Genomic DNA, 22,843 nt, shown 5'->3' on the forward strand with positions numbered 1-22,843 from the left:
TCACGGGAGGCTTGGGAGGTTTCGGGTGCGCGGACGCGGGCGCGGCGGCGATGGCGAGGCCGGTGGCCGCCACCATGCCGGCGACCGCGATCCGCGTGAACGATCGTGAGCTCATAACCCACGAGGTTAGAGACGTAACCTCAGCATAAAACGGCGCAGAGGTAACGATTTACCCCATAAGTTCCTGGCGTTTTCTGCCAGACTAGGCTTCCACCATGAGCGAGCGCGTGGACATCCGGCACCGGCTGGGCGACCAGGAGATGACAGCGGTATCCTCCCTGGTCGACGCGGCCACCGAAGCAGACTCGGTGCGGCCCCTCAACGAACACGTCATGCTCCACCTGCGCTACGGCGGCGCCCCCGGTGCGAAGGCCATTCTGCTCTACGAGGATGACACGCTGGCGGGCTTCGCGCACGTCGACCCGGCCGACGAGATCGAGGGGCCGAGCGGCGAGCTGGTCGTGCGTCCGTCCCACCGCGGGCGCGGCCTCGGGCGGCGGCTGGTGGAGGCGGCCCTCGCCGAGAGCGGCGGGCGGCTGCGCCTGTGGGCGCACGGCGACCGCCAGGAGGCCGCCCGGCTGGCCGCCTCCACGGGCTTCGCCCGGGTGCGGTCCCTCTGGCAGATGCGCCGCTCACTGCTCGAACCGCTTCCGGCCGCGAAGCTCCCCGAGGGGGTACGGCTGCGCGCGTTCGAGCCCGGTGCCGACGAGGAGGCCTGGCTCGCCCTGAACGCGCGCGCGTTCGCCCACCACCCCGAGCAGGGCTCCTGGACCATGGACGACCTCCGGCTCCGCGAGCGGGAGCCGTGGTTCGACCCGGCCGGTTTCTTCCTGGCCGTCCGGCCGGGGGAGAACGGCTCGAAGCTCGCGGGCTTCCACTGGACCAAGGTGCACGGCGACGACGACCCCGACGCGCCCGACGGGCACGAGGCGATCGGCGAGGTGTACGTCGTGGGGGTCGACCCCTCCGAGCAGGGCAGCGGCCTCGGCCGGGTGCTCACCCTCGCCGGCCTGGAGCACCTGCGGTCACGCGGGCTCGCCCAGGTCATGCTCTACGTCGACGAGGACAACCCCTCGGCCATCCGCCTGTACGAGTCCCTCGGCTTCACCCAGTGGCACGTGGACGTCATGTACCGCCACGAGTGAGTCCGCCCGGGGTGTGTCAATTGACACACCCCGCCGCTGAGGAGACCGTCACTCTGTAAGCGCGCGCCCGCCGCCCTGGAAATCGTCAAGGAGTCGGGTGACAATCGGAGCGGCGGGCCTACTCCTCACTCCGCTTACTCCACGATCCAGTGGAGGAGGAAGTAGGACAGTGCGGCGACGAGAGCCGCGGCCGGGATCGTGAGAACCCACGCCGTGACGATGTTCCCCGCGACGCCCCACCGGACCGCCGACAGGCGCTTGGTCGCGCCGACGCCCATGATCGCGCTGGTGATCGTGTGGGTGGTGGAGATTGGCGCCTTGGCGGCGATGGCCATCGTGTACAGCACGACGGAGGCCGCCGTCTCCGCCGCGAACCCCTGCGCGGGGCTCAGGTGGATGATCCGCCGCCCCAGCGTCCGCATGATGCGCCAGCCACCCGAGTAGGTGCCCAGCGAGATCGCGGCCGCCGCGGCGAGGATGACCCACTGCGGGATCGGGTCCTTGGCCGCCACGTAGCCGCCGGTGTAGAGCGCCAGGAAGATGACGCCCATCGTCTTCTGGGCGTCCTGGAGGCCGTGGCCGAGCGCCATGGCCGCGGCCGACACCGTCTGGGCGTACCGGAAGTTCTTACCCGCCTTGTGGGGGTTCGCCCGCCGGAAGATCCAGAGAATCGCGATCATGATGAGGCCTCCCAGCAGGAAGCCGACGATCGGGGAGAGGACCATCGGGATGACGACCTTCTCCACCACTCCGCTCCAGTGGATCGTGCTGGAGGCGGCGAGAGCGGACCCCACCAGGCCGCCGATCAGCCCGTGGCTGCTCGACGAGGGCAGTCCGAAGTACCACGTGATGAGGTTCCATGTGATCGCGCCGATCAGGCCGGCGCCCACGATGACCAGGCCGTGAGAGCCCGTCGGCGGCTCGATGATGCCCGTGCCGACGGTCCTGGCCACCTCGGTGCTGATGTGCGCGCCGACGAAGTTCATGGCCGCGGCCATGAAGAGCGCGGCACGGGGGGTGAGAGCGCGGGTCGAGACCGAGGTCGCGATCGCGTTCGCGGCGTCGTGGAAGCCGTTGGTGTAGTCGAAGACCAGGGCTATGACGATGACGCCGATGACAAGTGCGAGCTCCACTTAGCTTTCCTTGACCGCGATCGACTCGATCGTGTTCGCCACGTGCTCGAAGGCGTCGGCGGCCATCTCAAGCTGGTCGATGACCTCCTTCATCTTCATGACGGTGAGAGCGTCGTACTCTCCGCCGAAGAGCTTGGCGAGCAGGCGTCGGTAGACCTGGTCGGCCTGGTTCTCCAGGCGATTGATCTCGATCCAGTACTCGTTGAGGTTGTTCATCGACCGGAGCCGGGGCATGGCCTCGGCGGTCAGCTCCGCCGCCCGCTCCAGCACCTCCACCTGGCGTACGACCTCCTTCGGAAGGTGGTCGATCTGGTAGAGGCCGATGAGATCGGCGGCGGCTTCCATGTAGTCCATCACGTCATCGAGATTCGACGCGAGACGGTAGATGTCCTCGCGGTCGAAGGGCGTGATGAAGCTCTCGTTGAGGCGGTTCATGATCGCGTGAGTACGCTCGTCGCCGGCGTGCTCGCAGGCACGCATCTTCTCGGCCAGGGCTTCCCTGTCCGAGCCGTCACTGATGATCTCCACCAGTAGCCGTGATGCGGTGACGAGGTTGTTCGCCGAGTCGGCGAACAAGTCGTAATAGCTGTCCTCACGAGGCGTGAGACGCAGGCGCACGTCGTTCTCCAGATGTGCGGGGACGGTCCGCAGAGAAGAGTAAGGGGTACCGGCTGAAATGCGAAGTTCGTGACATGCACTCCTGCTTGTAACCTTCCCTTCCCCTAGGCGCTGCCCTCCGTTCGTACGTTGACACCGGGGCATCGCGAACTGCGCGACGTATGTTCCCGGTCTGACAGCTGCGTGGCCTGACCCGGACACCGACGCCCGCCTTAAGCCACACATTTCACAACAAACCACGCGAGCGCTCTTGCGACCCGGCGGCCTCGGCACCCCCCGAACCAAGCATCACCCTCCAGTGGCACCCACGACCACCAGACCACGCCTCCCCCGGGTGAAGACGCACCCACCGACGGCCGAGCCCGGCGGGCACCGGCTCACCGTACGCCCTCGCCAAAGACCCGCCCGTGCCAGGGTCTCCCCCGAATGCCGACCCACCCCTCGGACACACGTGCCGGCCGCGGCCGGCGATCACATCTGCGTGCGGTGGAAGTTGAGGAAGGACCGGCTCGGGGTCGGACCCCGCTGCCCCTGGTACCGCGAGCCGTACTTGGCGCTCCCATAGGGATGCTGGGCCGGAGAGCTGAGCCGGAACATGCACAGCTGCCCGATCTTCATCCCCGGCCACAGCTTGATCGGCAGCGTGGCGACGTTCGAGAGCTCCAGGGTGACATGCCCCTCGAAGCCAGGATCGATGAAGCCTGCCGTCGAGTGCGTGAGCAGCCCGAGCCGCCCGAGGCTCGACTTGCCCTCCAGCCTGCCGGCGATGTCGTCCGGGAGGCCGATCACCTCATACGTGGAGGCCAGGACGAACTCCCCCGGGTGCAGTATGAACGGCTCATCTCCCTCGGGCTCCACGAGCCGGGTCAACTCGGGCTGCTCCACCGCCGGATCGATGTGGGGATACCGGTGGTTCTCGAATACCCGGAAGTACCGATCGAGCCTCACATCGACACTCGACGGCTGGATCATCTCTCCATCAAACGGGTCGATCTTGACCCTCTTCAACTCGATCTCGGCGCAGATGTCACGATCGGATAGCAGCACCTCAGCAACCTACCAACGCGGCACCCGCGACGAGGGACCTCTCGCCCACGGCACCAGCCGCCCTCTCCCCTCCGCCCGCACATCGATCACGTGGACTTCACCAGGAGGAGGTGACACGCCCGAAGTTCCGCTAGAGTAGGTCCGTCGTCAGTCACTGATCGACGCGGGTGTAGTTCAATGGCAGAACATCAGCTTCCCAAGCTGACAGCGCGGGTTCGATTCCCGTCACCCGCTCCAACCACGAAGGCCCAGGTCAGGAAGTGTTTTCCGACCCGGGCCTTGATTGTTTCTCCGGCCTTTTCGATCTTCCGTGCCCGTTACGTGCCCGATGCGTTGTGATCTTCGGTAGGGAACGCCTCGGCGACGAGCTTCCCCATGCTGTCGGCGATCGCCCGGTCCCGCTCACCCTCCGCATGCAGATAGATCAACGCGGCCCGCGTGGTCGAGTGCCCCATGCGATTCATCAACTCCCGGAGCGTCGCCCCCGACTGTGAAGCGAACTTGTTCCCCGTGTGACGAAGATCGTGGAAATGGAAGCCGGAAAGCCCCGCGGCCATGAGCGCCTTGGCCCACGTCCGGCTGAACGTCGGCCGGCGAAGCATCGCCCCCTTCGCGCCCACGAAGACGAACGCTTCCTCATCCGAACCGGTGTGATTTGCCAGGTGCGCCCGAAGCTCTACGTTCACCACCTCGGGCAGCGTGACCGTACGCAGGCCAGCCGCGGACTTGGGCGGCCCGATGGTCACCGACCCATCCTTTAGTTCGGTGGTCGACGCAACGACCCGCACCGTTCGGGCTTCCAGGTCGACATGCTTCCGCCGGAGCGCCGCCAGCTCACCCCAACGCAGACTGCCGAACGTCGCCACCAGAACCAGCGCCCGGAACCTCGAATCTATGGCGTCGGCCAAGATGAAGACCTGTTCCATGGTCAGCGTGGGTCGCTCGGGTGATTCCTCCTTGCCGCCGCTCTTGATCTGACACGGATTGACCTTGACTATCTGGTCCTCTATGGCCGTGTTGAAAATGGCCTTGAGCAGCCGATACGCCTTCGCCACGGTCACCGGCCCGGTACCAGCGTCCAACAGCGTCTTCCGCCACTTTCGTACGTGCGCCGCTTTGACCTCGTTCGTGGCCTGATTGCCGAAAGTCGGGACCAGGTGAATACGGAACAGGCCCTCGTAGAGCTGGACCGTCTTGGGTCGCAGGCCCGGACGTTCGTTGATCCAGTCCGAGCCGTATTGCTTGAACTCCACCTTGCCGAGGTCCGGATTCGTCCAGTCCCCCGAGGAGATCTCGACTTCCTTCCGGGTCAACCACACATCGGCATCCCGCTTGGTGGCGAAGGTGTCGGGCGCCGCCCGGTCGACTTCATCCGGTCCCTTGTACCGAGCCTGCCACCGCCCCGAGGGCAGTTGCCGAACCCGCCCGAACCGTCGCTTGACCGGCTTCCGCTTCACCGACCGCCGAGGCTCACTCTCAGGCGCGGGTGATACGTCCTCCGCCATTACGCGGCCCTCCCACGTTGCACAGTGATGGGCTCGACAACACCGGCCGCGATGAACGCCTCCAGCGCAGACTCAGGGATACGGACGTTCCGCCCGATGTGCACGAACGTGATCCGTCGCTCCTCGATCAGGCGACGGGGAAAGCGAACCGAGGTGTTCAGCCGTTCGGCCGCTTCCTTAACCGTGAGCAATCGATCTTCGGCCGTCTCCGAGAGATCGTGTCTGGCCTTACTGGTCATGCTGCCCTCCCGGTCGTGTCGGTTGCCGAAAGTTCTTGTCCGTCTGCTCTGGCCTGGAGTTGTTGCATTGCCGCGCGCCAGCGTTGGCGTTCGGCGACCGAGCGCAACAGGCGGTGAGCGAGCGGAGGCACGTTGGCGTCCCCGTTGGGGACGGGGCGCCAGATGTACCGGTCAGGGTCGGGCGCCTGGTCGCCGTCGAGGCCGAGAGCGTCGAGGACCCAAGCGCGACGGTCTTGCTTGTGTTCGGTCAGGGTCTTGTTCGACCACTTACGGGAGACCAGGACGCGTCGGCCCGCGTAGCCGAGGTGTTCGGGCTTGTGGGCTTTGCCCTTGCAGCCGCCTGGCCGCATCCCTGCTTTGGCGCTCTTGGGCTGGATGCCGTAGCGGAGCCAGTTCGGGCAGATGGGAGAGCACGGCTCAAATCGGAGCGCTTCGGCCATCCGCGCGGCGTGGTCCAGTTGCGTGGGGTTGTCGGGATCGAGTGTCTCGCCGATGGATTTGGTGAGGTACTTGGACAGGTAGCGGATGCACTGGTCGGCGTCCGGGGTGCCGGCCAGTACGCCCTGGACATCGACCTGGGTACCGAAGCGGACGACATGCAGTGGTTGGGCATCCTCGTCGGTGCCGAGGTGGTCGAGTGCTTGATCCCAAGTGGGCAGGATCTCCCCGGTCACCGGGTCGAGGTAGTCGCCCGCCCGCTGGTCGGCATCACGGGCGTTGTCGTCCCGTTCGACCCATACGGGCAGGTGTTCGGCCTCGAAGACGACTCGGTCGGCCTTGGGCCACCACACCTGGTGGTAGGTGGCAGCGGCGATGGCTTTGATCTCCGCGCGTGGCATGGTGCCCCGTACGGCCATGTGCAGGTGAGGAGCCAGCCGTTTCTGAGGTTCGACGCTGGCGAAGTACTGGACGTCATAGCCGGCCACGCGGCGAAGGTTCTGGACGAACCGGTCGACCAGCTTGGAGAAGTGCAGCGCGTCCCGAGCGGCACGACGGTAGTCGTAGGTTTCGGGGTCGATCGGTGCGCCGTTGTTCACCCGCCCGTAGGAGGGAAGGGTGAGTGTGACGAACAGCGACGGTCGGTAGATCTTGCCGTCCGAGGCGGTGAACGTCCGGCCCAGGGTGGTGTTCCGCTTGGCTCGCTTGGGCAGGTCGGGAGCATCCTGCCGCCGCCGGGTCGACCTGTTGCGCTTGGGAGCGATACGGCCGAGGACGCTCCCTCGCATTCCCGCTGTGTTGATCTCCTGGTCGAGTTCGGCGATTGCTGCGTCCAGGTGCTCGACCGGTTCGCCGGCCGTTGCCGCCTGGTCGCGTTGGGCTTGGACATCGGCGCGGAAGCCGACTAGCCACCGCTGATCTGCATCGGGCTCATCAGGCACGATCGTGGGTTCGTGCTCCAAGTGCCAACCCTCGCGGCATTGGGCCATCCGCAGATGCCGGTTCCGCTTGGCGCATGAGGGGCATTTGCTGGCCAGGGTCGCCCCGCACGGCACATCGATGATCTCTGTCTTACCGGTCGCGGTGTCGATGCGCCGGAGCGGAACGGGACGGATGCACACTCCGTGCTGGACGGCTACCGCCTCGACCACGTCACGGGCCAGGGGTTGAGCCATGCGCACTGCACGAGGCGTCCTACGGTCGAGGGGTCCGGTCACGCAGCCTCCCCGGATTCGGGGACACAGATGGCGGTCTGGCCGCATTCACGGCACTCGACCAGGCCGCGTACCGGGTCCAGCCACAGCATGTTGAGCGCGCGGCACATCGAGCAGCGCAGCCCGTCGAGGAAGTGTCCGAGCGTCATCACACGCCGCCCCGGGCAAATGCGCGGGACATAGCGCGGATGTCGGAGTCGGAGACGTAGGCCGCGCGGACTCTGACGGGGGCGGGGTTGGTTTCCAATCGGACGTATCCGATGCCGGCGCCGCGCGTGTAGTCGGGTGAGATCTGATCGGCCAGCGCGCCCCGGTCGCGGGCACCGTCGCCTAACACCATGTCGACCTGTTCGGACTCATCGAGCCGGAGCGCGATCTTGTCGGGGAACAGGTTGCGAATGTTCATGACCTCCTTGCGCGGGTCCTGGAGTGCCGCCATCACGCCGACGCCGACCGCGCGACCTTGCGTGGTCAAGGTGGCAAGGGCACTGGTGATGCGCTGGCGAAGGCCCTTGTCGGACTGGTAGGCGGTCAGGAACGCCACCTCGTCAACGACCACCAGGACGAACGGATCCTCCGTGGTGGGCATGTGTGAGCGCTGATGGCCGGCGAACCGATCGGCCCGTTCCTGCATCACCTTCACGGCCGCTTCGAGCAGGTCGGCACACTCGGCCGGGGTTGAGGCGTACCGGGGGCCGAATAGCGCCCGTCCGAACGACAGCTCCATTCGTTTTGGGTCGAGCGCCCAGATCTCCACCAGCCCGGCTCGGACCGCCGGTAGCAGACCGCGGATTGTCGACCACAGGAACGAGCCCTTGCCGGCCCCGGTCGCCCCGGCGATGAGGACATGTGTTCCGTGGACCTTGAGCCGGTACGGGGCGCCGTCTTCTTGGGTGCCGATCTCGACCGGCCCGACCGTCGCCGTCTCAGGGACAGGTACGGCCGGTATCGGCACGGCCAGCGGATCACGACGCGGGAAGGTCAGCGTCAGCCGCCCGGCACGCTGGACAGCCACCCGGCACGAGGCCGAGCCGAAGCCGTGCGCCAGGTGCTCGGTGCGGTCGGCCCAGTCTTTGACCGCCTGCCCGGAGAGCATTCTCACAGTGACCCGGTCGGCCCAGGAGTCGCACTCGACCCGCACCAGCCGAGGCAGGTAGTCGCGTCCCTTGAGGTGGCGACCGAGCCCGGAGACGATCATCACGGGTTGCCAGTGCCGCCGGTAGACCCAGATACGACGCCAGAAGGCCAGTAATCGCCAGGCGACGCACCGAGCGAACGAGACCCGGTCAACGGTCAGCCAGCCCGCCAAACCGGATGCCACGACAGCGAGCATGACGACGACCGGCAGCCAGCCGACCAGACGCCAGAGCGCGACCAGGACCGCGACCGAGGACACGGCGACGGGATGAACCAGCGCCAGACGGAACAGGCCGGCCAGGCAGCGCCAGGCGAAGATGACGATGGTAATGATCGCGGGAGTCTGGACGACCGCAGGCCGGAACACGATCGCGGTGTCAGGGGTGGTGGAGACGAGATTGCGTGCCTCATCCCCGGGGAGTCGCTTGAACATAAGCTTGGTGCCTCTCGTGATGTTGGAGTCAGGGGAGAACCCAGGGGCCGCCGGAAGTTGCCGCTTCCAGCGGCCCCGCCTGAAGGTCAGGCCGCCGTCTCGGAGGTGTCGGTCTGGTCGAGATGCGCCGCGTATAGCCGCTCGCAGTCAGCGAGGTACCGGGCAGCGGCCTGGAACAGTTCACGGGCGACGGTGACGTCCTGCTCGGTGACCGGACCGGCGCCCGTGGTCGAGATCGAGACATCCCCTTCCGCCGCCCCGAAGGACAGGAGTGGGCGCGTGTCGCCGAGCGTCGCGGTGTAGATGCGCAGCTCTCCGGTGTAGAAGGCCACGCCCACCCGAGGCGCCCGGTCGGGACCGACGCTCACCGTGATGTAGGTGTAGGGATCAGGGGTCATGCCCACGCTCCCCCGCCGTTGGGAGCGGTGTGGAACATCCGCTCGACCGACGCCGCGAAGTCGTGCGCCTCGCTGGCGAGCTGGCGGGCGAAGTCGACGTCCGAGGCGGTCACGTGGTCGTTGGCCGAGGTGGTGACCAGGACCGAGGTGGCGCCGAAGTCCAGCATGAGGACGGGCGTCCGCAACGGGTAGGGGTGGTTGCCCGCCTTGGCGCCGTTGCCGGTGTTGAGGTTGATGATGCTGGTCGGGCGGGTCCTGCGGTGTCGCGACATCAGATGTTCTCCTTACCGTTGGGCTGAGTGGTGGTCTTGGGCGTACCGGCCCGCAGGCTGCGCATCTCGCGTACCCGGATCGAGTAGGCCAGTCGTCCGTTCGCATTGACGTACGGGGTGACGGACATGCCGTCGAACTCCACCGGGGTGAAGGGCAGGCCAGCCATCGGGGACGGGGGAACCGGCTGGACCGGGGAGAGGATCTTGACGGCCACGGTCTTCTGAGCGGGCTTGAGGGTCGGGTCGGCGTCCATCACCGCGACCTGCCAGACCAGTTCGCTGGTCTGCTTGTCGCGTGCCTGGACGAACCGCCCGTTGGTCGAGGCGTCGAAGTCCTTGACCTTCTCGACCTCGCCCACGATGTAGCAGCCGTGCGGGAAGACCATGTCGAAGGTGACGGGGATGGGACCTTGCAAAGCCATGCGAAGCACTCCCTTGCTTGGATGACAGGCACTTAACCTGTCAACTCACTAGAGCATAAAGAAAGCCCGCTTGATAGGTCAAGTGCCTAAGCGGGCTCTCTCGGAGAAATCGGCTCAACTGATCGGATAGGCGTCCTCCAACTCATGACGATCGGCAGGAAGCAGCACGTCGACCACGGCCAGGGCATGGCCGGCGGCATCACGAAGCGAGGCGAACACCACCAGCAGCGGCACGTTCTTGGGCATGCCCAACTGCTTTGCCTCATCAGAGGTGGGCATCCGGGCAAGGATCTGCTCGACGACGTGATCGAACCGGACGCCCTTACGCGCCTCGATGTGCTCACGCAACCCTTGAGGCAGCGGCTCAGCGCTGGTCAGATCGGTTCCCTCCGACAAGTCCAAGGGCAGCCAGACCGAGACGACCTCTGACGGCTCACCCTCATGGGAGACAACGCGACGACGCAGGAACACCTTGCTCTTGGGCTTGACGCCGAGCAGGACCGCCACACGGTTAGGCGCTGCCACCGCGCCCACGTCGAGCACCTCGCCCGGAGAGCTGGTCTCCGGGTTGGTCATGTACGCCTGGCCCGACCGTGGTTGTTCGACTGTCGACAGCATCGGACGGCCGCGAACGAAACGGCCCTTGCCTTGCTGAGAGTCGATCCAGCCCTGTTCCCTCAGCATCCGTAGGGCCGCCACCACCGTGGGACGGGAGACGCCGAACTCTTGGATCAGTTGGTTCTCACTGGGCAGCAGTGAACCGGGCGGATAGGTTCCCGCCTCGATGCGCCGTTGAAGTGTCTGCACAAGTTGTGCGTACTTCGGCGGCACGGATTCTAACGACATCACGACCGTCCATCACCCGACAGGTTGTTTTACCAAGCTGAGCGTAACCCGGACCGATTCGCCTGTCACGCGAACGCACCCCACCAGACCGGACGGGAGGCACTGCCAATCAGCGGTCGAACAATTGGAAGGCGCGACGAGACAGGAGGCGGGCCCCTCGCCAGGCCCGAACCCTGGGAAGAGCGCCTGTCTCGCCGCGCCGGCTCTTGGTGGGCTACCGGTGCAGGTAGTCGGCCAGCGCTTGCGCCGCCCCTGCCACGTCGTTGACCGGATGCCGCTTCTCGGCGGACTGCCAGGAGTAGTACACCCCGCCGTATCCGACGAAGACCCACACCGGGAGACCGTTGTCCGGGCGATGCACCATGAGCGCGCTCATGTTGTCCCGCAGTTCGGCCCGCACTCCCAGCCCGGTCAGTTGATCGCGGAGCCGTAGCAGCTTGGCTCCCTCGTCGGGTACCGGTGGGTTCATGTCACCACCCATCGCCTTCAGGATGATCGAGTTCATGCCGCGTCCTTTCCGACCCGGCCCGAGCCGAGACAGTCGAGACAGTCGCGTTCCTCACGAGGGTGGCCGTCGCTGTCATTGGTCCTGATGAGGAGCCCCCGCCGGGAGTCACACAGCTTCTTGCCACGCCCCCGGCATAAGGAACAGGGGACTGTGTCGCTGGTCTCGACTGGCCGGGTCACCGATGCCATCTCCTTGGTTGAGCCCGCGCTCCCTACGCCGGAAGGCGGTCTGACGTACCGTGGTTGCCTGACGGCAAGACAAACAGCGAACCGATCAATGCGGGACCCCCAACCCAGTCCCCTTTTTCGTCCCTCGTGCCCCCCCGAACGGGAGGATTGCCCGGAGATGGCCGACACCATCCCAAACGTTCAATTGCGTGCCTGGCGTAACAAAGCCCGACTCACCCGCGCCGAACTGGCAGCGCGCATCAACGCCACCCCCACCGGCATCAAAGACGGCCTGAACTGCGACGAGGAACGCATCAGGCGATGGGAGGCCGGCGAAGTCTCCTGGCCACACTCCCCCTACCGCCTCGCCCTCACCCAGGCCACCGGCCTCCAGGTCGAAGATCTGGGCTTCTCCCCCACCAAGCGCCGCAACGGCAGCCGCCTCATCGAAGCCCAGATCATCCCCACCGACGCCCTCCGCGCCGAAGCCGACCTGTACGGCACCATGGAACTCGCCCAACAGCTCCAGGCATCCGACGTCGGCCCCGGCACCCTCGAAGCACTCGCCGAGGCCGTAGAACTCCTCTGCCGCGCCTATCCGGTCGTATCCGCTGCCACCTTGCGCGACCGCACCCAAAAGCGTCTCGCCCAGGTAACCCGCCTGCTCTCCGGCCGGCTCACCCTCGCCCAGCACCGCGAACTCCTCGTCATCACCGGCTGGCTAACCGCCCTACTCGGCTGCATCCACTACGACCTCGGCGAACGCGAAGAAGCAGAAACCTCCCGCCGCGCCGCCTACGAAATGGGCCACCAGGTAGGCCACGGCGAACTCATGGGATGGGCACACGAGATGTCCGCCTGGTTCGCCCTGGTCGAAGGCCGCTACGAAGACGTCGTCACCTCAGCACGCAAAGGCCAGGACGCCGCCGGCCTCAGCAACGCCATGGTCCAACTCACCCTGCAAGAGGCCCGCGGACTGGCCCGCATGGGAGACCGCCGCGAAGCCGACAAGGCCCTATCTCGCGGAGCCGACATCCTCGCCAAACTCCCGCCGCCCGAACACCCCGACAACCACTTCGTGTTCGACCATGCCAAATGGATGTTCTACGCCGCCACCGCCTACACCTGGCTAGGCGACAACGACCGCGCCGAAGAACACGCCCTAGAAACCATCCAAATCCACACCCGCCCCGACGGCACCCACAATGCCCCCATGCGCGTAGCCGACGCCCACATAGACCTCGGCATCATCCACGCCCGCCGAGGCAACCTCGACACCGCCGTCCACCAAGGCCTCACCGCATTCGACATCGAACGCAAATCCTTAACGGATCTAGTGAATCGCGCCGGCGACCTCGACCGCGTCCTACGCCAAACCTACCGCCGTGAAGCCCTCGCCGCAGAGTTCCACGAGCGCTATATCACTGCCCGGCAGGCGTTAACCACACGCAGACCAGAACTCTTGGAATAGACCAGAATCAAACCGAAGAATCAGGAACCTATTCGCCGAGCTTTGATGGGGGGACCAATGCAACCAAGCGCTAGTTGGCATGATTTCGAACAATTAGTTGCATTGATACTACAAAAGACACTTGAAGGATATTCGATTGAGGCGCCTACATCAAGGGCGGATGCAGGGATAGACTTTATTGCAAGAAAAGGCAACGACACCATACTCTTTGAAGTGAAAGCCACAGCGCCGCACACCGGAAGGCGACTTCGAGATGCGGTCGAGCAACTAAAGCGATACGAAGCAAGCTTTCGAGAAAAGTACCCCAACAATCCCCCACCGAAGCTGACACTAGCAGTTCCGACAGCACTGACTCCAGAACACATTGACTTCCTCACCGCACACAATGTACAGGTCATGGATGGCGCAGAAATTGCCAGACAAGCTTCTCTGCATGGCTTACAAAATGAAGCGGTTCGAATTCTAGGCAATCTCGCACCCGATCCACAATCTCAAGCAATCACGAGGCGGCTAGCCAATCTGCATGTAACCGAGCGACTCCTAAAAGGGCTTGCGGATACTACGTGCGGAAACAAGGAGTGGGCGATATACCAGAAATTATGCAGAGACATTATGGAGTACCTATTTAGCCCTCCCCTTGAACGCCCTATAACGGAACATCCCACGCAAGTTAAGAGCAATCGTCGAGATTTCATAATGCCCAACTATTGCCTGGACGGCTACTTTGCCTATCTTCGTGCAATATACCAGGCTCACCTCATAGTATTCGACGCAAAGAATAGTTGCAAAGGAGTCAATAAATCGGACGTCCTGCAGGTGTCGAATTACATGTCCAAGAAAGGGTTGGGGCTTTTTGGGGTTATAATTGGCAGAAAAGGTCCCAACAGAGGCGCTAGCTACGCCAGGCTGGACCATTGGAAAGAACAGGAAAAGATGATTCTATTTCTTGAAGACGACGATCTCCGCGAAATGATACGACTAAAGATAGCCGGCCAGGATCCAGTTAACCTGATCGTGCAGAAGATCGAAGATTTCCGGCTTTCGATCTAAAAGCGGCTGCCTATATGCACTCCTGGCGTGTCGTGACCCACTTGATACTTGACGCTTTGGCTTCGGATGATGCTTGACACGGCCTAGACGATCTTTCTCGGCTTAGTATGGTCGGCCGATTTGATTCGGGATACTTCCTGGGTGGTGGTTCGGGTCACCACCTTGAGGGTTTCCGCCTCGTCGTGGATGGCGATATGGCTGTCATCGACGGTCACGGTGACGACCTTCCGGGCGTGTACCCGGCCGAGGTTGATCTTCTGGCCGACGACCATGATGCCGCCCTTGATGCTGACCACCCGTTGGACGGTGACCGGCCCGGTCGGGGGTTTCGGGGGTGGACCGGCGGTTCGTGCGCCGCGCAGCCTGCCGCACTCGGTGATCGGCAGCGGGCAGCGGACCGTCCGCAGCAGGGTGCGTTCGCCGTCGAGGACCTGCGCGGTGATGCCGTCCATCCGGATGGTGACGCGTTGCCCGGCCAGGGTGGTGCCGATGCACAGGGCGTGGTTGGCCAGGCTGACCGTGCCGGCCGTGCTGACCAACCGGTCGATCTCGACGGCCGGGTAGCCCGCATCCAGCGCCGGGATCGGTGCGGGACCAGCCGGCCGGGCATCAGCGGTGGCCGGCAGCGTGGTCAGGTCACGAGAGGTAAGCCGGGACGGCACGGTCTTGAGCCGGTCACCGCAGGCGGTGAGTACGTGCAGGTGGGCGGTACTGATCCACAGGGTGATGGACATTCCGGCGCGGTCGGGGCCGAGCCAGACCTGCTGTCCGGCGACCGACAGGTTTCCCGAGTCGGGCACGATCCTGTCCACCTCGACAGCCTCCACCGAGGCCGGCAGCGGCGTCCGTTCCACCAGGGCAGGCACCTGACCGGCGGCAGAGTCCGGCTCAGGTGCGATCGTCACCGATGACGCCTGGCCATCGAGCGCGGCTAGGCCGGCGGGCAGCCGCAACGCCAACTGCGCCTCCAGCTGCTGGTACTGGTCGTGATCTGCCCGGGGCGCGGTGAACCGGTCGACGGGGAAGGCCATGTCCAGGGCCTGGTGCGGCCGGGCGGTGTTGTAGCGGGTCACGAACTCGTCCACCGCCGCCTGAGCGTGCTGGATCGAGACGAACGGCGCCGCCTGGTCCAGCAGTTCACGCCGCACGGTCTGATGGAACCGCTCGATCTTCCCGGTCGTAGTCGGGGTGCGGGGCTGGGTGTTGCGCGCGGTGATGCCGTTCTCCCGGCAGATCCGCTCGAACAACGTCTCACCCGCCCGAGGGCCGCCGAACCGGCAGGTGAACTGCTTACCGTTGTCAGTGAGCACCTCCTGCGGGACTCCGAAGGTCTGCATCGCCGAGGCGAACGCCGCGCACACCGCCCGGCCGGTCGCCCGCACCACCACAGAAGCGATCACACAGAACCGGGCGTGATCGTCGATCCCGGTGATCAGCTTGCACTCGGTCCCGTCGGCCAAGAACACCCCGCCCATGATGTCCATCTGCCACAGCTGCATCGGACCCGGCCGCTCCCACCGCACGAACTCCGAGCGTTTCCGCTTGCGCGCCATCGGATCGATCAGCCCGTTACGCACCAACGCCCGATACACGCTGGAGCGCGACGGCAGCGGCTCCACCCCACGCCGGCCCAGCTCCCACACCAACGTCCGCGGCCCCCACTTGGGATGCGCCCGCCGCAGCTCACAGATCAACACCTCGATCTGCGCCGGAGTCTGCATCGGATGCGACCTCACTCGATGCGAGCGATCCGCCAACGCCCCCAGCCCGCCCTCGCGATAGCGGCGCATCCAGGTATGCACCGACTGCCGCGACACCCCATATCGAAATGCGACCTCGGTGACCGGCGCACCCGCCAGGACTTCCATCACCGCGTGATACCGCTGCTCCACGACGCTCAACTCCACCAGCGCCATCCAAGCCTCCCCCGAAGCGCCGATAACGCAACGAGAAAGCCCAGAAGACGATCAAGGTGTCAAGCATCAAGCGAGGCCAGCGTGTCAATCATCAAGCGAGACAGGACATATGCACTCCTGGCGGAACTGCCGAATCGCGCTTATAAGAGTCAAGGCGGCGGCGCGGCGCGCCGCCGTACCCGGCCCTCTACCGCACGCCGCCCGGGCGTGCGGCGTGGGCGCCGGTCCCGGCCGGCGGCGCCCCGGGCCGTAGCCTCACCGCGCGCCCGCCGCGACCGATGCACTCGCCGACCCCAGCGACACGCCGCCGCCCATCGCCTCCCCATCCGGATGCCCCGATCGATGTCAGGGGCGCTCAGGTCATCGGTAACTACCAGAGATCGTCGAGGTCACCGATCCTCTTTTGGAGCACGCGAGCGTCCTTCTTGGGCAGGATGTGAACCACGGCGTCCAAGAGCGCGCGAAGCTCAGCAGGGTCAGGACAGCACAGCATCTCTCCGCAGGATTGCGCCGGATCGAAAAGCCGATGCCAGGGGTCTCGTAAGAACAGCGACCAAGCGCGTAACGCCTCTTCCGCCGCACCGGGCCAGTAGCGCTTGTACTCCAGACGAGCAACTGCGATACGCCCTCGGTACGACAAGCCCGGGATTTCGGGAACTCTCGTGGCGGTTGTTCGTGAGCGCCACGGACCATCAGCGCGAATCTGCGCTGGACGCCTACGCGCCATGGCCCTTTCGTGTGATCGACATAGCGTCATCCTTCCACAGGCTGAACTTCAGGCAAGATGCCCCTGAGTGGTGCCCCCCTCACGATCGCCTAGCGGTGGCTGACCTCCGTAGGGGGCTGGGGGCGATCGACGGTCCGGGGTCTCGTTCCTCAACCCCGGCCCACCGAGCACCAGAGCGACGAAGGTGCAGACGTTTCTGATGCCCCTCGCGTGCCCGTTGCGTGCCCGTCAGGAGGGTAATCAAGGGGGACTCACGGGGAATCACGGGTACTCGAAGCGCTCACCCGCAGTTCAGCGTCTTCCCAGCTCAGCGACCATGCGCGATAGAGACTTCCCAAGCTGACAGCGCGGGTTCGATTCCCGTCACCCGCTCCACGCGTATTTGACCAGGTCAGCGAAGCACTTCCGGTAGAAGCGTGAACGCTGGCACATGTCGAGGGCGGATCAGCGTGAAGTCACGCCGGTCCAGCGTCGCAATCTGAGTGACATTTAGTCGTTCCGCGATGGCAACCAGGGACACGTCAGCGGGGTCCAGTCGAGCGTCTCGGTAGGCGCGGACAAGTTCTGCCATTCTCCGCACATCGGCTGGCACCAGGTCGACTAGTTCAAACTCCTCGGTCGCCAGATCAAGAAACTCCGCATGCACGCGAGGTCCCATGTGCCTGTTAATGGTCCATCCGGCCTCGATCAAGATGGTCGAAGGCAGCAGGAGCGGCCCCTCCAACTCTTCAAGGAGACGCACGCATGAGGCATGGTGCTTGTCATCTCGATCGACGACAGCGATCAAAGGGCCTGTGTCCAAGAGCGTGGCAGTCACGTTGACCGATTGAACCGCTCCGCCAGCAGATCTTCGACCCGTTCGGACAGATCCCCTTCACCGGAGGCACCGATCCCAGCGATCGACAACCGCCGACGCCGAACCGGCTCAGACGATTCCTCCTCCGCCACCTCAGCCAAGTCAGGATCTGTCTTCACCAAACGCAGGAGACGACGCGCCTGGTCCGGCGACAGCCGGTCCACCAGGTGATGAAGCTCCTCATGCGCATGCCCAGCGCTCATGGCCGAGAGTCTACGCAAACGATTCTGCTTGCGTCAGTGACACGCCCTCTGGTCGGCTGCGCTGTCACTTCGTCGGCAGGAAGCTCTGCACCGAGGTCCGCGCCGTACCAGTCCGCGTGACGGGTGCAAGGGCATGGGCTGATCCTCGGGCCATTAGCGGGCCATTAACCAGGGTGACGAGGGGTCAACCGCGGTCACTCAGGACCGGCCTGGGGCCCAGGTCAGCGGCCCTACGCGCGGTGATCGATGTACTTCCCAAGCTGACAGCGCGGGTTCGATTCCCGTCGCCCGCTCCACACCTAAGGCCCAGGCCGGGGAACAATCCCCAACCAAGGCCCTGATCGTTTCTGGAGTCTAATCGATCTTCCGTGCAATCAACGTGCAATCAGCCCACGGACACGAGCACACCCGCCGGCCCGGCATCGTCCTCCTCGCCACCAAGCCTCACCCACCGAACAAGGACGCGCGGTCGCCGGTCCCGCCACCGCGTCCACACAGAGGACAGCTCGGGTGAGGCTCCCGTAGCCGCCCGGTTCCCGCCATCGTGGCCAAGGGTTGTGTCAAGGACCTTGTGACAAGATCGCAGGATGCTGCGACTCACCGATTTCATCATCGACTGCCCGGACACGATGAAGCTGGCGGCCTTCTACTCTCAGGTGACGGGCCGCCCGATCAAGGAAGGCAGCCACGAGAACTGAGCCGGCATCCAGTTCGGCGAGGTCGAGCTGGCCTTCATCCAGGTGGACGACTACCGCGCTCCGCAGTGGCCCGACGGCGAGCACCCCAAGCAGTTCCACCTCGACTTCGAGGTGGACGAGATCGAGTCCGAGCAGCGCCGCGTCCTCGATCTCGGCGCGACGCTGCAGCAGGACTTCATTGGCCCCAACGGCTACGGCTGGCGGGTCTACACCGACCCGATCGGCCACCCCTTCTGTCTGTGCCGCAACAAGGGCGTCATCTGGACCGACCAGGGCCCGATCTGGCCCAAGCGCGACTAGGCCTATCTCAAAGCCATATGCCCTACTGCGCGACGACTCTGAGACAGGCCCTAGCCATGGGTCAGCCACCACACCCGTACAGGTCGCGCACGAAGATCAGCGGCCGCTTCCCAAGCTGACAGCGCGGGTTCGATTCCCGTCACCCGCTCCACACCTAAGGCCCGGGTCGGGGAACCATCCCCAACCCGGGCCTTGATCATTTCTAGGACCTATTCGATCTTCCGTGCAATCAGCCCAGGTACACGAGCACACCCGCCGCCCCGTCGTCCTCCTCCTCACCCTCTCCCGTGATCTGCTTGTCGATCGCGTCAGTTGTGGGCTCCGCAGGGTTGAGTGATGCACCAGCTGATCCGGGCCGCGGCTTGATCGTGGGTGTGGTGACCGGCGAGCCTGAGGATGAAGGTCGACAACAACCGCTGCGCTCGTACGACGTCGTCGGCCAGCCCGGCGTCCCTGAGTGCGGCGTAGGGACCTCGCGCGGGAGCCGCGCCGCCGGGGTGACGGCCGGGCGGCGGAATAGAAGGGGGAACAGGTCGTCGCCATCGGGGTGACGTCGAGCTGCTCGGCGACCGCGCAGCATGCCCGCCTTGGCCCCCTTGGGCTGACTCATGCGGGCGATCGCGTGGCCGGGACATCCCAGTGATTCGCAAGTTGATCTCAGACGCCGCTCCCTAACGTCATCGCTGACTCTCGCACCCCAAGGCAGCACGACATAGAGCGGAACAAGGCTCGGCGCGCCGACGAAGGCAATTCCGGGCAGGTGAGCGACGGCGGAAGGGAAGTTCTTGACGAGGCCCAAGAACGGTCAGAGGACCGCCGCCATGCGGATCAGTAAATGCCTGCGGGATGGATCGACCAGCCTCGACCTGTCACAGCTCAGCCTGGACACGGTGCACGAATCCATCGGCGACCTCGCCCACCTGACCAAGCTCAACCTGCGCGACAACCAACCGAATCGGGGCGTGTCCTTCTAAGCTGCCGAAGTGATCGAGTTGGCTTCGAGAGAGCGAACGCAGCCGCCGCCTCCTCAAGTCGTGTGGGAGAGCCTGGCCAACCCTCGGCGGCCCGGTGGACGCCAGTGGCTGAATCTGCGATCCGATGAGGTCGAGCCTCGCATCCTGCAGGCGGTGGATCCAGAGCTCGTGGTCTGGTCGTCGTTGTGGCCGGACAGGCCCGACGATGAGATCCGGTTCGACATCCGGCCGACCCGGGGCGAAAGCTCACTACGTTGGACACTGCTGACGCCTGGAGAAGCCCCAGAACAGGCCGTGATCGACGATCTGCGTCACCGGCTCAACTTCCTGATCAATGCTCAGCTCCGATTCTCCTTCGGGCAGTAGAGGCTCTCAGCGGTCGCGTATCGCGACGATGCACATAATCGGCCACGTCCCGCGTCCATTCATCGCATCTAGGCCGATTTAGGAGTCATCACACTTTCCAGGATCAGTAGCACCGGAGATCCCAGCCGGGGTCTTGGTAGGGCTCTTGTATCTCGACGACGATCAAGTGCTGTCCGTCGAAAGTCAGGGGAAAGGGTGGATTCTTGGAAGGCGTCCAGACGACGACGGGGCCGAAGGCCGCTTTGTAGTGCTCCACGATCTCGTTCACCGACAACTTGGTGCTCAGGTTGAACCTCAGACGGTAGTCGCAGTGGTTGCTGTTACCTCGCAGGGCCACCGACGACTGCACCTCGTCATCTGCGAACTCGGTCTCCGGAGGAAGGGGGTGGCTCAGGAACTCGTCAGCAATAGCGTTCAGGTGGTGATCGTGGATCCATACCGGTCCCATGAAGATTAGGGAGAGGAGAAGAACTGGCATGAACCCAAGCACGATCGCCGCACGGTGAATCGACGGGCCCCTCCGTAATCGAGAGCGAAGAGAATCGTCTTGTAACCTGCCAGGCGAAGCAGTCTCCACGGCTGCATCCTCTCGCAGACAAGGTGACGATCTGCATCTTCTCGTGCCCACTAGTTCTCCGTAAGACCTGAGTCCACAGGTTCTTCGCCCGCCCCGTCGTCGGCTCTGCCCGGCCGATCGCCGAATGGATCGACCGCCCGCCTGCTGACCTGCTGCCCGCGGTCAGTCCGTCGGCTTGTCCATGAAGACCTCGCATCCCGACGGTGCCGCCCGCACGGAAGACCTGCCCAAACATCCTAGATCTTTGAAGTTACTCTTTTGTCGATATTCGGCCACTGGACAGCCTGAAAGCCCACCAAAATAATCACCTCAAAGTGATATCCGTCGAAGAGAGGGTGAGAAATTGGTGGCACGTTTCACGGGTCCTGACGATCGCTATGGTGACGGTCGCCGCGCTCGTGATGCCGGTGGCCCCGGCACACGCCACGTACGGGTCCGACCTGACGGTGAGCATCGAGGTTTGGGGGCAAGGCGTCAAGCTGTCCGGGGCGTACGGGACGATCGCGTTCGACGACGGCAACGCCAAGAACCGCTACTCGATCGCGATGTGCCAGTATTCCGGCTACACCCGGCCCAATCTCTTCGCATCCGTCAACGGCGGCGCGCGAACCATGGTGGCCTCGGGTGGCCCCTCGGTGACGATCCCGCAGTGCCCGTACACGGCCTACCTTGCCAGTGGCGAGGTGACGCCCGGCGGCACCGTCGGCAACGTGACGCTCACTGTGGACGGGGTGCGTTACAACCCCCCGTCCGGCACCTACCACACTAATTACGCGGTCTACGACAACCCGTTCAACTGAGGGTTCCTCGCACTTCAGCGCCGAAGGCCCCGCGCGAGATCGGCGGGGCCTTCGGCGTCCCCGGTGGCGGGCGCTGTCGCGCATCGACTGGAGACAGAAGGAGATATCAGGAGATGGTGAGCGTGCCGTTGGTGTTACGGGCGCAGGTGACGATCGTGCGGGGCACGGCGGTTAGGGCGCCGGTCAGGCACTGGCCGAGGACGGCGTGGCCCGCGGCGTTGGGGTGCCACGACTCCTGGCAGGTCTGGAAGTAGGTGACGCAGGTGTTGGCCAATCGCTGGATGCCGATCTTGTCCCAGCCTGACAGGCTGGTGATGGGCGTGCCGGACGGCCCGTCCTGCACCCGGAGCGGCGTGGCGAGCGTGCCCGTCGGGCTGCCGGGATTCTCGCAGAGGCGGGCCCCGTCGAAGGCGCTTTGGACGTCCAGCACGCGCAGGTCGGCCGTTGGACGCTCGGACGCCAGCGTGGTGTAGGCGTTCTTGACCAGGGAGCCGAGGTTCTGGGAGAACACGTGCCCGGGGGCGAGGCTCGCGCGGTGGATCGGGCAGCCGGCGGCGTACCGCTCGGCGCCGAGGGCGCGGAACTTGTCGCGGGTGTCAGTGCGGCCGTCCTCGTCCCAGTACTGCGGGGCGACGTCGAGCGGCAGCGGGTTGGTATACGTCTGCAGGACTACCTGGTGGACACCGTCGGCGTCGATCTGGTCGAGGGTGTCGAGGATCTGGCGCAGTGCGGCGGTGGTCTCGGTGGTGGCGGCGGCGACCTCGGCGGGGCTGGCCAGGTCCGAGACGGTGCAGGGCTCCTGCGGCACGGGGCCGCCCAGGTAGGCCCAGAACTCCCACCAGCCCGTCCAGGCGTCGGCGATGAAGCGGTTGGCACACAGCGAGGCCACGTCGCCGAAGGTGAACTGGGTGTTGTTGGAGCCGAGGCCGATGAGGACGACGTCGATGTCGTGGGTCTGGGCGACGGCACGAAGCTGGTCGAGTTGCGAGGCGACGGAGCGGCCACCGGCGCGGGCGCTGGAGGCGTTGGCGATGTCGGCGGGCTGGCCACCGGAGCACGCGAGGTTGAAGCGGTCCTGGATGCCGGGGAGTGTCGCCTTGAACAACGAGGCGTTCGCCGACCGGTGACAGAAGTAGGCGTTGCTGTTGGCCGCCGACCAGCCGGGGAAGGCCCGTGCCGTCCCGGAGGCGTCGACGACGGGCTGGTAGTCCCCTGCGCCCTCCCCGCTGATGAAGCTGTCGCCGAGCGCGACGGCGGCGGTGGGCAGGACCGCCTGCGCCGCTTCGCCCTGGACGACCTGGATGCCGACGGCCCCTACCAGAAGCGCGGCTATCGCGGCGGCATGCCGGAGAATCCTCACAACTCCCTCATTTCGTACTAAAC

General features: G+C 65.1%; 26 protein-coding genes and 1 tRNA gene. 8 read left to right on the forward strand and 19 right to left on the reverse strand.

The features are described from left to right. Positions 1–215: 215 nt before the first annotated feature. Positions 216–1,145, forward strand: a complete 930-nt coding sequence (mshD, locus tag AB0B89_RS15320) for a mycothiol synthase (protein WP_358552641.1) — start codon at positions 216–218, stop codon at positions 1,143–1,145. A 134-nt stretch (positions 1,146–1,279) separates the two neighbouring features. Here the strand turns inward: mshD and AB0B89_RS15325 are convergent, their stop codons facing one another. The 3 genes from AB0B89_RS15325 to dcd all read right to left on the reverse strand — a co-directional run bounded on the left by AB0B89_RS15325 (position 1,280) and on the right by dcd (position 3,943). After that, positions 1,280–2,278, reverse strand: a complete 999-nt coding sequence (locus AB0B89_RS15325) for an inorganic phosphate transporter (protein WP_358552643.1) — start codon at positions 2,276–2,278, stop codon at positions 1,280–1,282. Then, the gene (locus AB0B89_RS15330; protein ID WP_358552645.1) at positions 2,279–2,896 is read right to left on the reverse strand and encodes a DUF47 family protein; all 618 of its coding nucleotides are present in this window, start codon (positions 2,894–2,896) and stop codon (positions 2,279–2,281) included. Positions 2,897–3,367: 471 nt separating this feature from the next. Then, positions 3,368–3,943: a dCTP deaminase gene (gene dcd / locus AB0B89_RS15335; RefSeq protein ID WP_358552647.1), complete on the reverse strand. Its 576-nt coding sequence runs from the start codon at positions 3,941–3,943 to the stop codon at positions 3,368–3,370. Positions 3,944–4,106: 163 nt separating this feature from the next. Between dcd and AB0B89_RS15340 the strand changes: the two genes are divergently transcribed. Further along, positions 4,107–4,180 (forward strand) — tRNA-Gly (locus AB0B89_RS15340). 80 nt (positions 4,181–4,260) lie between these two features. Here the strand turns inward: AB0B89_RS15340 and AB0B89_RS15345 are convergent. The 10 genes from AB0B89_RS15345 to AB0B89_RS15390 all read right to left on the reverse strand — a co-directional run bounded on the left by AB0B89_RS15345 (position 4,261) and on the right by AB0B89_RS15390 (position 11,352). Next, on the reverse strand, positions 4,261–5,400 hold the full coding sequence (locus AB0B89_RS15345) for a tyrosine-type recombinase/integrase (protein WP_358552649.1): 1,140 nt from the start codon (positions 5,398–5,400) through the stop codon (positions 4,261–4,263). 47 nt (positions 5,401–5,447) lie between these two features. Beyond that, the gene (locus AB0B89_RS15350) at positions 5,448–5,687 is read right to left on the reverse strand and encodes a helix-turn-helix domain-containing protein (RefSeq protein WP_358552651.1); all 240 of its coding nucleotides are present in this window, start codon (positions 5,685–5,687) and stop codon (positions 5,448–5,450) included. Next, positions 5,684–7,300, reverse strand: a complete 1,617-nt coding sequence (locus AB0B89_RS15355) for a replication initiator (RefSeq protein WP_358552710.1) — start codon at positions 7,298–7,300, stop codon at positions 5,684–5,686. Before AB0B89_RS15355 ends, AB0B89_RS15350 begins: the two co-directional genes overlap by 4 nt. A gap of 38 nt (positions 7,301–7,338) precedes the next feature. Next, on the reverse strand, positions 7,339–7,488 hold the full coding sequence (locus AB0B89_RS15360; protein ID WP_358552653.1) for a hypothetical protein: 150 nt from the start codon (positions 7,486–7,488) through the stop codon (positions 7,339–7,341). Next, the gene (locus AB0B89_RS15365) at positions 7,488–8,909 is read right to left on the reverse strand and encodes an FtsK/SpoIIIE domain-containing protein (RefSeq protein WP_358552655.1); all 1,422 of its coding nucleotides are present in this window, start codon (positions 8,907–8,909) and stop codon (positions 7,488–7,490) included. Before AB0B89_RS15365 ends, AB0B89_RS15360 begins: the two co-directional genes overlap by 1 nt. Before the next feature lie 86 nt (positions 8,910–8,995). Beyond that, positions 8,996–9,307: a hypothetical protein gene (locus AB0B89_RS15370; RefSeq protein ID WP_358552657.1), complete on the reverse strand. Its 312-nt coding sequence runs from the start codon at positions 9,305–9,307 to the stop codon at positions 8,996–8,998. Continuing rightward, entirely contained in the window at positions 9,304–9,579 is a 276-nt protein-coding gene (locus AB0B89_RS15375) for a hypothetical protein (RefSeq protein WP_358552659.1), read from the reverse strand. Before AB0B89_RS15375 ends, AB0B89_RS15370 begins: the two co-directional genes overlap by 4 nt. Then, positions 9,579–10,001 (reverse strand): plasmid replication, integration and excision activator, encoded by a 423-nt coding sequence (locus AB0B89_RS15380; protein WP_358552661.1) that lies wholly within the window; start codon positions 9,999–10,001, stop codon positions 9,579–9,581. Before AB0B89_RS15380 ends, AB0B89_RS15375 begins: the two co-directional genes overlap by 1 nt. 114 nt (positions 10,002–10,115) lie before the next feature. Next, on the reverse strand, positions 10,116–10,847 hold the full coding sequence (locus AB0B89_RS15385) for a GntR family transcriptional regulator (RefSeq protein WP_358552663.1): 732 nt from the start codon (positions 10,845–10,847) through the stop codon (positions 10,116–10,118). Between the two features lie 214 nt (positions 10,848–11,061). Beyond that, positions 11,062–11,352, reverse strand: a complete 291-nt coding sequence (locus AB0B89_RS15390) for a hypothetical protein (protein ID WP_358552665.1) — start codon at positions 11,350–11,352, stop codon at positions 11,062–11,064. A 348-nt stretch (positions 11,353–11,700) separates the two neighbouring features. On the opposite strand from AB0B89_RS15390, the gene AB0B89_RS15395 reads away from it, so the two are divergent. Beyond that, on the forward strand, positions 11,701–12,993 hold the full coding sequence (locus tag AB0B89_RS15395) for a hypothetical protein (protein ID WP_358552667.1): 1,293 nt from the start codon (positions 11,701–11,703) through the stop codon (positions 12,991–12,993). A 57-nt stretch (positions 12,994–13,050) separates the two neighbouring features. Continuing rightward, on the forward strand, positions 13,051–14,043 hold the full coding sequence (locus AB0B89_RS15400) for a restriction endonuclease (RefSeq protein ID WP_358552669.1): 993 nt from the start codon (positions 13,051–13,053) through the stop codon (positions 14,041–14,043). A gap of 83 nt (positions 14,044–14,126) precedes the next feature. On the opposite strand, the gene AB0B89_RS15405 is transcribed toward AB0B89_RS15400, so the two are convergent. The 3 genes from AB0B89_RS15405 to AB0B89_RS15415 form a co-directional block, all read right to left on the reverse strand. Further along, entirely contained in the window at positions 14,127–15,944 is a 1,818-nt protein-coding gene (locus AB0B89_RS15405; protein ID WP_358552712.1) for an IS481 family transposase, read from the reverse strand. Between the two features lie 1,133 nt (positions 15,945–17,077). Beyond that, positions 17,078–17,503, reverse strand: a complete 426-nt coding sequence (locus tag AB0B89_RS15410; protein ID WP_358552671.1) for a PIN domain-containing protein — start codon at positions 17,501–17,503, stop codon at positions 17,078–17,080. Next, a complete protein-coding gene (locus AB0B89_RS15415) occupies positions 17,500–17,745 on the reverse strand; it encodes a hypothetical protein (RefSeq protein ID WP_358552672.1) in 246 nt (81 codons plus the stop codon). The genes AB0B89_RS15410 and AB0B89_RS15415 overlap by 4 nt, the downstream gene beginning before the upstream one ends. A gap of 704 nt (positions 17,746–18,449) precedes the next feature. Here AB0B89_RS15415 and AB0B89_RS15420 point away from each other — a divergent pair. After that, positions 18,450–18,743 carry a VOC family protein gene (locus AB0B89_RS15420; RefSeq protein WP_358552714.1) on the forward strand — a complete coding sequence of 98 codons (294 nt, stop codon included), beginning with the start codon at positions 18,450–18,452 and terminating at the stop codon, positions 18,741–18,743. A gap of 229 nt (positions 18,744–18,972) precedes the next feature. On the opposite strand, the gene AB0B89_RS15425 is transcribed toward AB0B89_RS15420, so the two are convergent. Further along, positions 18,973–19,353, reverse strand: a complete 381-nt coding sequence (locus tag AB0B89_RS15425) for a hypothetical protein (RefSeq protein WP_358552674.1) — start codon at positions 19,351–19,353, stop codon at positions 18,973–18,975. A 211-nt stretch (positions 19,354–19,564) separates the two neighbouring features. Between AB0B89_RS15425 and AB0B89_RS15430 the strand changes: the two genes are divergently transcribed. Further along, entirely contained in the window at positions 19,565–19,717 is a 153-nt protein-coding gene (locus tag AB0B89_RS15430; RefSeq protein WP_358552676.1) for a hypothetical protein, read from the forward strand. A gap of 9 nt (positions 19,718–19,726) precedes the next feature. Beyond that, positions 19,727–20,083: a hypothetical protein gene (locus tag AB0B89_RS15435; RefSeq protein ID WP_358552678.1), complete on the forward strand. Its 357-nt coding sequence runs from the start codon at positions 19,727–19,729 to the stop codon at positions 20,081–20,083. Positions 20,084–20,186: 103 nt separating this feature from the next. Here AB0B89_RS15435 and AB0B89_RS15440 read toward each other — a convergent pair whose 3' ends face one another. Next, complete coding sequence (locus tag AB0B89_RS15440; RefSeq protein ID WP_358552680.1) at positions 20,187–20,561, reverse strand: hypothetical protein; 375 nt, start codon at positions 20,559–20,561, stop codon at positions 20,187–20,189. 479 nt (positions 20,562–21,040) lie between these two features. On the opposite strand from AB0B89_RS15440, the gene AB0B89_RS15445 reads away from it, so the two are divergent. Beyond that, positions 21,041–21,460, forward strand: coding sequence for a hypothetical protein (locus tag AB0B89_RS15445; RefSeq protein ID WP_358552682.1), 420 nt, complete (start codon positions 21,041–21,043; stop codon positions 21,458–21,460). A gap of 106 nt (positions 21,461–21,566) precedes the next feature. Here the strand turns inward: AB0B89_RS15445 and AB0B89_RS15450 are convergent, their stop codons facing one another. Next, on the reverse strand, positions 21,567–22,820 hold the full coding sequence (locus AB0B89_RS15450; RefSeq protein ID WP_358552684.1) for a hypothetical protein: 1,254 nt from the start codon (positions 22,818–22,820) through the stop codon (positions 21,567–21,569). Between the last annotated feature and the right edge of the window lie 23 nt (positions 22,821–22,843).

This window comes from Sphaerisporangium sp. NPDC049002 (assembly GCF_040649355.1).
Classification (GTDB): domain Bacteria; phylum Actinomycetota; class Actinomycetes; order Streptosporangiales; family Streptosporangiaceae; genus Sphaerisporangium.

Coding starts and splice junctions, on each gene's coding strand:
- AB0B89_RS15400 (WP_358552669.1), top strand. CDS start 13,051: ATGCAACCAAGCGCTAGTTGGCATGATTTCGAACAATTAGTTGCATTG.
- AB0B89_RS15370 (WP_358552657.1), bottom strand. CDS start 9,307: ATGACCCCTGATCCCTACACCTACATCACGGTGAGCGTCGGTCCCGAC.
- AB0B89_RS15360 (WP_358552653.1), bottom strand. CDS start 7,488: ATGACGCTCGGACACTTCCTCGACGGGCTGCGCTGCTCGATGTGCCGC.
- AB0B89_RS15380 (WP_358552661.1), bottom strand. CDS start 10,001: ATGGCTTTGCAAGGTCCCATCCCCGTCACCTTCGACATGGTCTTCCCG.
- AB0B89_RS15375 (WP_358552659.1), bottom strand. CDS start 9,579: ATGTCGCGACACCGCAGGACCCGCCCGACCAGCATCATCAACCTCAAC.
- mshD (WP_358552641.1), top strand. CDS start 216: ATGAGCGAGCGCGTGGACATCCGGCACCGGCTGGGCGACCAGGAGATG.
- AB0B89_RS15395 (WP_358552667.1), top strand. CDS start 11,701: ATGGCCGACACCATCCCAAACGTTCAATTGCGTGCCTGGCGTAACAAA.
- AB0B89_RS15350 (WP_358552651.1), bottom strand. CDS start 5,687: ATGACCAGTAAGGCCAGACACGATCTCTCGGAGACGGCCGAAGATCGA.
- AB0B89_RS15390 (WP_358552665.1), bottom strand. CDS start 11,352: ATGAACTCGATCATCCTGAAGGCGATGGGTGGTGACATGAACCCACCG.
- AB0B89_RS15415 (WP_358552672.1), bottom strand. CDS start 17,745: ATGAGCGCTGGGCATGCGCATGAGGAGCTTCATCACCTGGTGGACCGG.
- AB0B89_RS15365 (WP_358552655.1), bottom strand. CDS start 8,909: ATGTTCAAGCGACTCCCCGGGGATGAGGCACGCAATCTCGTCTCCACC.
- AB0B89_RS15430 (WP_358552676.1), top strand. CDS start 19,565: ATGCGGATCAGTAAATGCCTGCGGGATGGATCGACCAGCCTCGACCTG.
- AB0B89_RS15440 (WP_358552680.1), bottom strand. CDS start 20,561: ATGCCAGTTCTTCTCCTCTCCCTAATCTTCATGGGACCGGTATGGATC.
- AB0B89_RS15425 (WP_358552674.1), bottom strand. CDS start 19,353: ATGAGTCAGCCCAAGGGGGCCAAGGCGGGCATGCTGCGCGGTCGCCGA.
- AB0B89_RS15355 (WP_358552710.1), bottom strand. CDS start 7,300: ATGGCTCAACCCCTGGCCCGTGACGTGGTCGAGGCGGTAGCCGTCCAG.
- AB0B89_RS15385 (WP_358552663.1), bottom strand. CDS start 10,847: ATGTCGTTAGAATCCGTGCCGCCGAAGTACGCACAACTTGTGCAGACA.